Here is a 12,245-nt window from a genome sequence, read left to right as displayed (position 1 = left end):
GACATACACGACGTCAGCCGTCACGGTGAGCAGTATTACCTGGGCAGCCCAACGGTGCTGACAGCGCGCTCCGTCGCCGTCCTTCCCCGTCACTGGAACAGCTTGACCGGGTTCACGATGTCGGCGGTGACGGTGAGCAGAGTCACCGCGCCGCCGATGAAGACGAGCACCATCGTGACCGCGGAAAGCTTCGTGTAGTCGACCGGACCACCCGCCGCCTTGCCGCGCAGTTTCCGGAACCAATCCCGGACCCGCTCGTACCAGACGACCGCGATATGCCCGCCGTCGAGCGGGAGCAGCGGCAGCAGGTTGAACACACCGATGAAGAAGTTCAGGCTCGCCAGCAGGAGCACGAAGATCTCCCACAGACCGCGCTCGGCGGCCTCGCCACCGATGCGGCTGGCGCCCACCACGCTGACCGGGGTGTTCGGGTCGCGCTCGCCGCCGAAGATGGAGTCCACGACCGCCGGGATCCGCGACGGGAACTCGATCAGCCGTTTGGCGGTCTCGGAGAACATCGTGCCGGTGAAGGAGAACGTCGCCCCGACCGCGTCGACGGGGCCGTAGCTCAGCATCGGCGGCGCGGTGTTCTGGATCGGCGAGGCGCCGATCATGCCGACGTCCTTGACCGTGGTGTTGCCGGAACCGTCGGCGACCAGCCGCTGCACCCGCGGCACGTCGACGGTCAGGTTCAGCCGCTGTCCGTTCCGTTCGACCACGAACGGCGTCGGCCCACTGGCGACCTGGACGGCCGCGAGCATCTCACGCCAGGTCTTGATCGGCTTGCCGGCGACGGAGACCACCTTGTCGCCGGCCTGGAGACCGGCGGTCTTCGCGGGGGCGGGGGCGCCGGGCGGGCAGGCCGTGTCGCTCAGCTGCTCCACGGTGGTGGCCGGGCGAGCGCACGACGTGGCGCTGATCACGGCCTCGGTGGGCGCGGCCTGCGCGGCGGGATTCGGCAGGCCCATGGTGACGGCCATCAGGTACAGGATGACGAAACCGAGGATGAAGTGCATCGCCGAACCCGCCGACATGACGACGGTGCGCTTCCAGGTCTTGAAGCGCCACATCGCGCGCTTCGACTCTTCCGGAGTGACCTCGTCGAGCGCGGTCATGCCGGCGATGTCGCAGAACCCGCCGAGCGGGATCCACTTCATGCCGTACTCGGTCTCACCGCGACGGAAGGAGAAGATCGTCGGCCCGAAGCCGATGAAGTAGCGCCGGACCTTCATGCCGAAGGCCTTGGCCGCCCACATGTGGCCGGCCTCGTGCAGCGCGACGGACAGGCAGATGCCCAGCGCGAACAGCACGATCCCGAGAATGAAGACCACGCGCTACTTCCCCTTACCGATCAGCGCACCGGCACGCGCGCGAGCCCAGCGCTCGGCAGCTAGTACGTCATCAACGTCGCGAGGTTCACGACGCCATTCGTCGGCGGCTTCCACCACCTGGGCAATAGTGTCCACAATCGAGGTGAAGCCGGTGTTCTGTGCCAGGAAAGCGGCCACCAGTTCCTCGTTCGCCGCGTTGTAGACCGCCGGGACGCAGCCACCGACGGTTCCGGCGTGCCTCGCCAGCTCGACGGCCGGGAACGCCTCGTTGTCCAGCGGCTCGAAGGTCCAGCTCGCGGGCTTGTCCCAGACGCACGCGGCCGCGGCGCCGGGGACGCGATCCGGCCAGTGCAGGGCCAGCGCGATCGGCAGCCGCATGTCGGGCGGGCTGGCCTGGGCGATCGTCGAGCCGTCGACGAAGGTCACCATCGAGTGGATGATCGACTGCGGGTGGACGACCACGTCGATGCGGTCGGTCTCGATGTCGAACAGGAGCTTCGCCTCGATCAGCTCCAGCCCCTTGTTGACCAAAGTGGACGAGTTGATCGTGATGAGCGGGCCCATCGACCAGGTCGGATGCGCCATCGCCTGCTCGACGGTGACGTCGGCGAGTTCCTCGCGTTTGCGGCCGCGGAACGGCCCGCCCGACGCGGTGAGCACCAGCCGGGCGACCTCGGACTCGCGGCCGGCGCGCAGGGCCTGCGCGATCGCGGAGTGCTCGGAATCGACCGGGACCAGCTGGCCGGGTTCGGCCGCGGCCAGCACGAGCGGCCCGCCCGCGATCAGCGATTCCTTGTTGGCCAGCGCGAGCGTGGCGCCGGTGGCGAGCGCGCGCAGGGTCGGCGGGAGCCCCTGTGAGCCGGGGAGCGCGTTGAGCACGACGTCGACCGGGGTGGCGTCGATCATCTCGACGACCGCGTCGGCCCCGGCGAAAATCCGCGGCAGCTTGAAGTCGCCGCGGTTGTAGCCGCGCTTCTGTGCCTCGGCGTACAGCGCGAGCTGCAGGTCTTCCACGGCCGTCGGCCTGCTGATCGCCACGGCGTCGACCTGGTGCGCCAGGGCCTGCGCGGCCAGCGCGGCGGGGTCGGAGCCGCCCGCGGCGATCCCGGCGACCCGGAACAGCTCCGGGTTGCGGGCCGCGACGTCGAGGGCCTGGGCGCCGACCGATCCGGTCGAACCGAGCACGAGCACACTTCGCGAGGTAGTCATCGGGTGCCATTGTCGCGCGGGCCCCGTCGGGCGCGTGCAGCCAGGTGTGGGATCATTCGCGGGCAAGCGAACCATCGGGTTTTGAGGAGTTGATCGTGGCGAGCAAGGCGGTCGAAAAGCGCGGCCGGGTGGGCGTCGACACCGTTGACCCCCGCGACGAGCCGTCGGCCGAGTGGGGCTGGCACGGTTCCTTCCCGAAGGCGACGCGGATCGCGGGCTGGCTGAGCGCGATCATCCTGCTGGTGATGCTGTACGGCAACCACCACGGCTGGACCGAGAACCTGTGGCTGATCGGCCTCTCCCTGCTGCTCGTGTTCGGCCTCGTGCTGGACATCCGCAAGCAGCGCACGGCCTGGCGCAAGTAGCTCCCGCACGGCTCATCGGCCCCCGCTCTCCTTCGAGGACGGGGGCCATTTGCCGTTCTGGGTCCACAGCTCGTTGACGATCTTGACCGCGTCGCCGGCCTCGACCCCGTAGCGATGCCGGTACTTCGCCGCAGGCCGCTGGACGACCGCGGCGACCTCCCCGATGGCGACGTTGTTCCACGAGTCGTTCGGATAGAACTGCCGCATCACGGCGAGGAACCTGCCGGTCGCCCAGACCGGGTCGGTCCGCTGTTCGAAACTCCCCCAGCTCGCGCGCTGCTGGAAGAGCCCGACCGAGTCGCCGAGGCCGCCGTCGAGGTTGGCGATACTCGATTCGACGATCACCGTGGCGATCGCGATGGCCGCCGCGCGATCGTTGAGCCCCGATCTCTGGACCGTCTCGACGATCACTCTGGCGCACGAAGTGTTGTAGGGGTTCATGTAGCCGCGCATCTTGGTGGCGAGTTGCTGATTGAGCGCTCCCGCCGTGTCCGCGTCGTCGGCGGACGCGCCCGTCTGGACGCACGGCAAGGAGACGTGTTCGACCTGGTCTGGCCGGATCTCGGTGGGTGGAAGCAGGACGAGGGAAAGGACGAGGTACGCGGCGGTGAACATGCGGCTCCAGGTGGTCGTGAGTGGCGATTCGTGTTCTAACCCGAATCGCCACTCACGACCACCTGGACCGATGTCTCGCCGCCACCCTCACCCGCCCGACGTACATGAAGGCACCTTTCCTTGCGTCAGGCGCAAGGAAAGGACTTCATGGAGCCGGCAGTCGAGTTCCTCAGCCGAGCAAGGACCTTCGCGCGGCGCCCCTAGAGCCGCTGATCCACCTGAGATGGCTGTGGTGATCACCGAGGTAGTGAAGGCCTCCTTCACTACCTTCAGGCAAGGAGGCCTTCACGGACCGAACTCGCGGTCGCTCGACCGAAGCAGGAGAGCGCGCTCCTGTGAAGCGCTACCCCACGACCACCCTTTTGGGTTAGGTTCCCCCACATGAAGCTGCGCTGGGGTGTCACCGCTGTCATTTCCGCTCTCGCCGCCGTCGTGCTGCCCGGCGTGGCCACCGCCGCGCCCGCGTCTTCGGCGTCCTTGCCGATCGTGCGCTGCGAGTTCACGCCGACGCCCGAAAACCCCGCGGCCCGGCCAGTGCTGCGCCCGCTCCCCTTCGCGCTGACCCGCGGCACCGTCGACGTCACCTTCCGCTTCAACTACGGCCCGGTGACCGTCCGGCTGAACCGCGCGGGCGCCGCACCGTGCGCTGTCCACAATCTGGCCAACCTGGCGCTGCAGCGCTTTTACGACCGCAGCCAGTGCTGGCGCCTGACGAACTCGTCGCGCCTCGGCGTCCTTCAGTGCGGCGACATCTACGAAGCCGAGAAGGGCGGGCCGGGCTACAAGTTCCCGGACGAGGTCGACGGCACCGAGACCTACGAACGCGGCACCATCGCCATGGGCAACCAAGGCCCCGGCACCAACGGCAGCGAGTTCTTCATCGTGCACTCGTTCGCGAACATCCCGAAGAACTACTCGGTGATGGGCAAGGTCGTGCGGGGCATGGAGGTTCTCGACCGGATCGTGGCGAACGGCATCATCCCGACGGATCCCAACGGCCCTGCCGACGGGCTGCCCGCGAAGCCGGTGAAGATCCAGAAGGCGACCGTCGGTTTCTGAGCCGTTCAGGGAACGAGACATTCGTGACCTGGTTCGGCAGGCGGCGGACGGAGAAAGCGGTCCGAGCACTTCAGCGGCGGCATGGGGATTTGATCGACGCCGCCTGTTCCGTGGCCTTGGCGGCCTTCCGCGGCTGCCGGTCAGCTTCACCCGCCGGCCAGTGGATCCCCGACCACGGCGACGTTCCGGAAGGACGAGTCGGCGTCACGTTCAGCATGAACGCGTGATCGCGCCGCGGTTCGCCTCACCGCGAAAGAACATCGGCCTCCTGCCGGAATCCGCCCCTGCCAACGGAAGCCTCACGTCCCGGATGCTCACCCGCGATCGACGTCGGCCGCAGGATCGTGACCACGCCCTATCCCACAATGCGGGAATGCCGAACCCGCGCCGGCCAGCGGGAGAGCAATTCAGGCGAAGTGCGCTTGTCCTGATCCGGTAGTCTGGACGCCAAGGTCGAGAGGCGCTGCAACGGACCGCCGGGTCCGCCACGCTCGGCCCCGGACTTCACCGCAAGGGCGCCTCCCACGACATGGGAGGAGCGCTGGATGAAAACGACCGCCCTGCGAAAGCTGCTGGATGAGCGCATCGTCGTGCTTGACGGGGCGTGGGGGTCGATGCTCCAGAACGCCGGCCTCAAGCCCGAGGACTACCGCACCGAGCGGTTCCAGGACCACCCCCGTGACATCACTGGCGACCCCGACCTGCTGAACATCACCAGGCCGGACGTCGTACTCGACATCCACCGCCAGTATCTGGACGCCGGCGCGGACATCACCACGACGAACACGTTCACCGCCACCACCATCGGCCAGGCGGACTACGGGCTCGAGCACCTCGCGTACGAGATGAACCTCCGCGGCGCCCAGATCGCCCGCGAGGCGGCGGACGCGGCGGGCGGGAAGTTCGTCGCCGGATCGGTCGGGCCGCTGAACGTCACGTTGTCGCTGTCACCCAAGGTCGAGGACCCCGCGTTCCGCGCGGTCACCTTCGACGAGGTGTACGCCGCGTACGCCGACCAGATCAAGGCGCTCGCCGAGGGCGGCGTGGACCTGCTGCTCGTCGAGACGATCTTCGACACGCTCAACTGCAAGGCCGCGATCGCCGCCGCGCGCGACGTCGCACCGCATCTGCCGCTGTGGATCTCGGTGACGATCGTCGACCTCAGCGGCCGGACGCTGTCCGGGCAGACGGTCGAAGCGTTCTGGAGCTCCATCGAGCACGCGGATCCGCTGCTCGTCGGCGTCAACTGTTCGCTGGGCGCGGAGGAGATGCGCCCGCATATCGCCGAACTCTCCCGTCTCGCGGGCACGTACACCGCCTGTCACCCCAACGCCGGCCTGCCGAACGCGTTCGGCGGGTACGACCAGACGCCCGAAGAGACCGGCGGGCTGCTCGGCGACTTCGCCACGGCCGGCATGGTCAACGTCGTCGGCGGCTGCTGCGGTACGACCCCCGCGCACATCAAGGAGATCGCGGACGCCGTCCGCGGGATGACGCCGCGGAACGTCCCGGCGCCGAAGCCGCACACCCGGTTCAGCGGGCTCGAGCCGTTCGAAATCGGCAAGGACACCGGGTTCGTCATGATCGGCGAGCGGACCAACGTCACCGGATCCGCCAAGTTCCGCAAGCTGATCGAGGCCGACGACCACCAGGCCGCCGTCGACGTCGCGCTGGAGCAGGTCCGCGGCGGGGCGAACCTGCTGGACGTCAACATGGACGCCGACCTGCTCGACAGCGAAAAGGCGATGACGACGTTCCTGAACCTCATCGCCACCGAACCCGAGGTCGCCCGGCTGCCGATCATGATCGACAGCTCGCGCTGGACGGTCCTCGAAGCCGGGCTGAAGTGCGTGCAGGGCAAGGGAGTCGTCAACTCCATCAGCCTCAAGGAGGGCGAGGAGCAGTTCCTCCAGCAGGCCCGGCGCATCCGCGACTACGGCGCGGGCGTGGTCGTGATGGCCTTCGACGAACAGGGCCAGGCCGACACCGCCGACCGGAAGGTCGAGATCTGCGCCCGCGCCTACGATCTGCTGACCCAGCAGGCGGGTTTCGTCGCCGAGGACATCATCTTCGACCCGAACGTGCTCGCGGTCGCGACCGGCATCTCCGAGCACAACGGGTACGCCAAGGCGTTCATCGACGCGCTGCCGCGGATCAAGGAACGCTGCCCCGGCGTGCACATCAGCGGTGGTATCTCGAACCTCTCCTTCTCCTTCCGCGGCAACAACGTCGTGCGCGAGGCGATGCACTCGGCCTTCCTGCTGCACGCGGTGCGCGCCGGGCTGGACATGGGCATCGTCAACGCCGGGCAGCTCGCGGTCTACGAAGACATCCCCAAGGACCTGCTGGAGCTGGTCGAGGACGTGCTCTTCGACCGCCGCGAGGACGCCACCGACAGGCTGGTCACGTTCGCGGAAACGGTCAACGGCAAGGGAACCCAGCGCACGGTCGACCTTTCCTGGCGCGACAACACCGTCGAGGCACGGCTCAGCCACGCGCTGGTGCACGGCATCGTCGACTACATCGAAGAGGACACCGAGGAAGCGCGCCAGAAGCTGCCGAAGCCGCTGGAGGTCATCGAAGGCCCCCTCATGGACGGCATGAAGATCGTCGGCGACCTGTTCGGCTCCGGAAAGATGTTCCTGCCGCAGGTGGTCAAGAGCGCGCGCGTGATGAAGCGGTCGGTGGCCTACCTCGAACCGTTCATGGAGGCCGAGAAGGAGAAGGCTCGCCTCGAAGGCCGGATCGAAACCCGCCAGGGCAACGGAAAGGTCGTCCTGGCGACGGTCAAGGGCGACGTGCACGACATCGGCAAGAACATCGTCGGCGTCGTACTGGGCTGCAACAACTACGAGGTGATCGACCTCGGCGTGATGGTCCCGGCTTCGGTCATCCTGGACACCGCCGTCTCGGAAGGCGCCGACGCCATCGGGCTCTCGGGCCTGATCACGCCGTCACTGGACGAGATGGTCAACGTCGCCGCCGAGATGGAGCGGCGCGGGCTGAAGCTGCCGCTGCTGATCGGCGGCGCGACCACGTCGCGCCAGCACACCGCGGTCCGCATCGCGCCCGCGTACGAGCACACGACCGTGCACGTCCTGGACGCCTCCCGCGTCGTCGGCGTCGTCGGTGACCTGCTCGACGCGGACCGTGCCGAGGTCCTCGACAAGAAGAACCGCGAGGATCAGGAAGAGCTGCGCGTGCAGCACGCGAACAAGCAGCGGACGCCGTTGCTGACGGTCGAGGAGGCGAGGGCCAACCCGGAGAAGGTGTCCTTCGACGACATCCCGACGCCCGCGTTCACCGGCGTCCGGTACTTCTCGCCGTCGCTCACCGAGCTGCGCGAGATGATCGACTGGACCTTCCTGTTCCTGGCGTGGGAGCTGAAGGGCAAGTACCCGGCGATCCTGAACAACCCGGTGGCCAGGGAGCTGTTCGACGACGCGAACACCCTGATGGACCAGATCATCGCCGAGGAGCGGTTCCAGGCGAAGGGCGCGTACGCGTTCTGGCCGGCGCACTCCGAGGGCGACGACATCATCCTCGAGTCGGGCGTCAAGTTCCCGATGCTGCGCCAGCAGACCAAGAAACCGCTGTCGCGGCCCAACCGCTGCCTGGCGGACTACATCGCCCCGGCCGGCGCGGGCGACCATCTCGGCGGCTTCGCGGTCACCATCCTCGGTGCCGAGGACTTCGCGGCCGAGTTCGAGGCGAAGCAGGACGACTACCGCGCCATCATGGTGAAGGCGCTCGCGGACCGGCTCGCCGAGGCGTTCGCCGAGTACCTTCACCTCAAGGCGCGACGGGACTGGTTCGAGCCGGACGCCGATCCGAAGCTGGAGGATCTGCACGCCGAAAGGTTCCGCGGCATCCGCCCGGCGCTGGGTTACCCGGCCAGCCCGGATCACAGCGAGAAGCAGGAGCTGTTCGAACTGCTCGATTCCGACCGGCTCGGGATGGGGTTGACCGAGTCGTTCGCGATGACGCCGGCGGCGAGCGTCAGCGGGCTGATCTTCGCCCACCCCGATTCGAGGTACTTCACCGTCGGACGGCTCGGCAAGGACCAGGTCGAGGACTACGCCGCCCGCCGAGGCCTAGAACTGTCCACTATGGAGCAGTGGCTGCGACCGAACCTCGCCTACGAGCCCGAATGACACAATGATCAGGTGACTGCCGAAGGCTCGGACTTCCTGCAGCTGGACATCGGGGACGCACCACCGGGGCGCCGGTCGGACTGGCTGGCGTCGCGGTTGCGGCACGCCATCTCCGACGGCCGCCTGCCGGTCGGCAGCAGGCTGCCCGCGACCAGGGCGCTGGCCGCGGACCTGCGGGTCTCCCGCGGTGTGGTCACCGAGGCCTACCAGCGGCTCGTCGAGGACGGTCATGTCGCCGGACGTGGCCGCGCGGGCACGGTGGTCGTCGCGGCGCCGGCCCGGACGAAGGAGCAGACGACGCCCGGTCCCCCGTCCGCGGGCACGATCTTCCGGCCCGCGCCGGGAATCGGCGTCTTCGACTCGCTGCGGTCGACTCCGGCGAGGATCGACCTGTCCCCCGGCGTGCCGGATCTGACGGCGTTCCCGCGAACGGCCTGGCTCCGCGCCGAACGCACCGTGCTCAACAACCTCTCGGCGGCGGATTTCGGCTACGGCGACCCGCGAGGCGCGCCCGCGTTGCGGCTCGCGATCGCGCACTGGATCGCCCGCACCCGGGGCATCACCGCCGACGCCGACGACGTGCTGATCGTCGCCGGTGTCGCGCAGGGCCTCGGCCTGCTGGCCCAGGTGCTGTGCGACACCGGGATCTCCGAGATCGCGGTCGAGGATCCGAGTTCGCTGGGCGCGCGGCAGCATCTGCACGACCGGCGGCTGGCGACGCCGCCGATCCGCGTCGACGACGAGGGAGTCGACGTCGCCGAGCTCGTGCGCAGCGGCGCGCCCGCCGTGCTGCTCACGCCCGCGCACCAGTTCCCGACCGGTGTCGTGCTCGGCGGGGAACGCCGTCGCGAGCTCATGCGCTGGGCCGCGGACGGCGGGCTGATCATCGAGGACGACTACGACGCCGAGCACCGCTACGACCGTCCGCCCGTCCCCGCGTTGCGCTCCATGCTCGCCGAGCAGGTCTGCTACGCGGGCAGCGTGTCGAAGTGGCTCGCGCCCGCGCTCCGAGTGGGCTGGATGCTGGTTCCGTCGCGGTACCGGGACGAGGTGGTCGCGGCCAAACGGTTCGCCGACCTGGGCAACGCCGTCCTCCCGCAGCTGGTGCTCGCGCATCTGATGGAGTCCGGCGAGATGGAGCGGCAGCTGCGGTTCGTGCGCAAACGGCATCGCCGCCGCCGGGACGCGATGATCGACGCGCTCCGAACTCATCTCCCGGACGCCGTGGTGCACGGCGCCGCCGCCGGGCTGCACCTGACGATCACCTTCGACGCGGAGTTCTCCGACCTCGATTTCGCCGCCGCCGCGCTGGAGCAGGGTGTGAAGGTGCAGCCGCTGTCGTGGCACTGTCAGCGCCCGATGAATCCGGGGCTCGTCCTCGGTTACGGGGCGAGCCCGGCGAGCGACATCGCCGAGGGCATCGCGGTCCTTGGCGAGCTCCGGCGTTAGCGACCGACGAACTGCCGGGGGAAGGGCAGGAGCGCGGACGGGTCTTCGACGTGCGCGTTGTGGCCCAGTCCGGGGAACTCGACGGTGAAAGAGCTGAGTGCGCGAAGCTGCTCGGGGCGGCTCATGGAGTCGTGCTCACCCGCCGCGAGGACGACCGGGCAGCGTGCCGCGCCGAGCAGTCCGCGCATGTCCGGAGCCCCTACGGCGAACGCGCGAGGGTCCAGTGCCAACCGCCAGCCACCTTCGGTCTCGACCACCCCGTCGGGATCCGCGTCGGCGATGCCGACCAGGCCGGCGATCTTGAGGAAGCCGCGTTCGGCGTCCTCACGGGATGGGAACACTCGCGGCGGCTTGGCGGCCATGGCGGCCGCCCGCGCCAGGTCGGCTTCGCTCCATTCGACCTTGACGCCGACCGCGAGCAACCCGGCGACCTTCACCCCGAACCAGCCGGAGGCCAGCGCGAGCCCGACCACACCGCCCAGCGAATGGCCGACCACCAGTACCGGACCGCGCTCCGGGAGCGCGTCGGCGACCGCCGCGGCCAGTCCGCCGAACGAGTAGTGCGGCAACCGGGGCGATCCCCCGTGACCAGGCAGATCCGGCGCCAGCCAGCGATATCCCGGCTGCGCCATGAGGCCCTCCCAGACCGCTCCTGTCGCGCCGAGGCCGTGCAGCAGGAGCACGGCGGGGCCTTCGGTTCCGGCGGTGCGCATCTTCAGCGTGTCCACCGGACGGATCTTTCCGCAGTCCCCCTTCCGCGGGCTAGTGTCGACGCCGTGATCACCGATCCGGACGTATACACCCGGGGCGTGCCGTACGAGCACCTCGCGTCGCTGCGCCGGGGGTCACCGGTCGTGCGCGTCGACGATTTCTGGGCCGTGCTGCGGCATTCCGACGTCAAACACGTGCTGAAGAACCCGAAGCTGTTCTCGTCGCGGCTGGGCGGGACGCAGATCCGGGACCCGGCGACCGAGCAGGACCTCGGGTACGTCCGCCGGATGATGCTCAACATGGATCCGCCCGAGCACGCCCGGCTGCGGGGCCTGCTCACCAAGGCGTTCACGCCGCGCGCGGTCGGCAGGCTGACCGAGCGGATCCAGGGCTGGGCGCGGGAACTGATCGCCGGGGTCCGCGCGGACGGCGAGTGCGACTTCGCCGCGGTCGCCGCCGATCTCCCGCTACTGACACTCGCCGAGGTCTTCGGGATACCCGAACAGGACCGGCGGCTGATGTACGACTGGAGCAATCGCGTGATCGGCTATCAGGACGCCGACTACGCGGTGAGCGCGACCGTCGAGGCGGACGAGGTCACCGATCTCGCGCGGGCGGCGCTGGCGGTCCGGCCGGTTCCGGGGCCGGACGGGTCGATGCCCGATCCGCGTACCCGCGCGGGGATGCCGGATCTCTACGCGTACGCCACCGCGCTCGGCGAGCACAAACGCCGGCATCCCGGCGATGACGTGATGAGCAACCTGATGGGTCACGTGGAAGACGGTGGCCGGGTCTCGATCGCCGAGTTCGAGAACCTGTTCTGGCTGTTTTCCGTGGCGGGCAACGAAACGTTGCGCAACGGCATCCCCGGCGGCATGCTGGCGCTGTTGTCGCATCCGGATCAGTACCGGCGGCTGCTCGCCGACCGTTCCCTGCTTCCCGGTGCGGTGGAAGAGATGCGGCGCTGGTGGTGTCCGGTGATGCACTTCCGCCGGACCGCGACCGAGGACGTCATTCTGTCCGATGTGGACATCCGCGCCGGCGAGAAGGTGGTCGTCTGGTTCTCCGCCGCGAACCGCGACGAGACCGTTTTCGAGGATCCGGACCGCTTCGACATCGGCCGCACGCCCAACGATCACCTGACCTTCGGGCACGGCCCGCATTTCTGCCTCGGCGCCCAGCTCGCCAGGGTGCAGCTGCGCGCGATGTTCGAAGCGGTACTGGACCTGCTCGGCGAGGTCGAACCCGCCGGGGAACCGGTGCGCTTGCGGTCGAACTTCCAGAACGGGCTGAAATCGCTGCCGATCCGCTGGTAGCGACGAGCCCCTTCCCGCCCCCGAGCGCGGGAAGGG

General features: G+C 68.9%; 9 protein-coding genes. 5 read left to right on the top strand and 4 right to left on the bottom strand.

What is annotated here, in order from left to right; all coding sequences use genetic code 11:
* Positions 1-89: 89 nt before the first annotated feature.
* Positions 90-1,331, bottom strand: a complete 1,242-nt coding sequence (locus BLW75_RS36960) for a M50 family metallopeptidase (protein WP_034311015.1) — start codon at positions 1,329-1,331, stop codon at positions 90-92.
* A 3-nt stretch (positions 1,332-1,334) separates the two neighbouring features.
* Entirely contained in the window at positions 1,335-2,540 is a 1,206-nt protein-coding gene (gene dxr, locus BLW75_RS36955) for a 1-deoxy-D-xylulose-5-phosphate reductoisomerase (protein ID WP_034311013.1), read from the bottom strand.
* A 95-nt stretch (positions 2,541-2,635) separates the two neighbouring features.
* Between dxr and BLW75_RS36950 the strand changes: the two genes are divergently transcribed.
* Positions 2,636-2,905: a DUF2631 domain-containing protein gene (locus tag BLW75_RS36950; protein ID WP_034311011.1), complete on the top strand. Its 270-nt coding sequence runs from the start codon at positions 2,636-2,638 to the stop codon at positions 2,903-2,905.
* Positions 2,906-2,917: 12 nt separating this feature from the next.
* Here the strand turns inward: BLW75_RS36950 and BLW75_RS36945 are convergent, their stop codons facing one another.
* Entirely contained in the window at positions 2,918-3,520 is a 603-nt protein-coding gene (locus BLW75_RS36945) for a hypothetical protein (RefSeq protein WP_034311008.1), read from the bottom strand.
* 381 nt (positions 3,521-3,901) lie between these two features.
* On the opposite strand from BLW75_RS36945, the gene BLW75_RS36940 reads away from it, so the two are divergent.
* The 3 genes from BLW75_RS36940 (at position 3,902) to pdxR (ending at position 10,182) form a co-directional block, all read left to right on the top strand.
* The gene (locus BLW75_RS36940) at positions 3,902-4,579 is read left to right on the top strand and encodes a peptidylprolyl isomerase (protein WP_034311006.1); all 678 of its coding nucleotides are present in this window, start codon (positions 3,902-3,904) and stop codon (positions 4,577-4,579) included.
* A gap of 545 nt (positions 4,580-5,124) precedes the next feature.
* Positions 5,125-8,733 carry a methionine synthase gene (gene metH, locus BLW75_RS36930; protein WP_034311003.1) on the top strand — a complete coding sequence of 1,203 codons (3,609 nt, stop codon included), beginning with the start codon at positions 5,125-5,127 and terminating at the stop codon, positions 8,731-8,733.
* Positions 8,734-8,745: 12 nt separating this feature from the next.
* Positions 8,746-10,182, top strand: a complete 1,437-nt coding sequence (gene pdxR, locus BLW75_RS36925; RefSeq protein ID WP_034311000.1) for a MocR-like pyridoxine biosynthesis transcription factor PdxR — start codon at positions 8,746-8,748, stop codon at positions 10,180-10,182.
* Here the strand turns inward: pdxR and BLW75_RS36920 are convergent.
* The gene (locus BLW75_RS36920) at positions 10,179-10,910 is read right to left on the bottom strand and encodes an alpha/beta fold hydrolase (RefSeq protein ID WP_034310997.1); all 732 of its coding nucleotides are present in this window, start codon (positions 10,908-10,910) and stop codon (positions 10,179-10,181) included. The genes pdxR and BLW75_RS36920 overlap by 4 nt on opposite strands.
* Positions 10,911-10,958: 48 nt before the next feature.
* Between BLW75_RS36920 and BLW75_RS36915 the strand changes: the two genes are divergently transcribed.
* Positions 10,959-12,209 (top strand): cytochrome P450, encoded by a 1,251-nt coding sequence (locus tag BLW75_RS36915; protein ID WP_034310994.1) that lies wholly within the window; start codon positions 10,959-10,961, stop codon positions 12,207-12,209.
* The last annotated feature ends 36 nt before the right edge of the window (positions 12,210-12,245 follow it).

The organism is Amycolatopsis lurida, from assembly GCF_900105055.1.
Classification (GTDB): Bacteria; Actinomycetota; Actinomycetes; order Mycobacteriales; family Pseudonocardiaceae; genus Amycolatopsis; species Amycolatopsis lurida.
This window is presented reverse-complemented; position numbering and strand designations above follow the sequence as displayed.

What these genes read in the sequence shown, in the direction of transcription:
- dxr (WP_034311013.1), bottom strand. Translation starts at nt 2,540, where the DNA reads ATGACTACCTCGCGAAGTGTGCTCGTGCTCGGTTCGACCGGATCGGTC.
- BLW75_RS36945 (WP_034311008.1), bottom strand. Translation starts at nt 3,520, where the DNA reads ATGTTCACCGCCGCGTACCTCGTCCTTTCCCTCGTCCTGCTTCCACCC.
- BLW75_RS36940 (WP_034311006.1), top strand. Translation starts at nt 3,902, where the DNA reads ATGAAGCTGCGCTGGGGTGTCACCGCTGTCATTTCCGCTCTCGCCGCC.
- metH (WP_034311003.1), top strand. Translation starts at nt 5,125, where the DNA reads ATGAAAACGACCGCCCTGCGAAAGCTGCTGGATGAGCGCATCGTCGTG.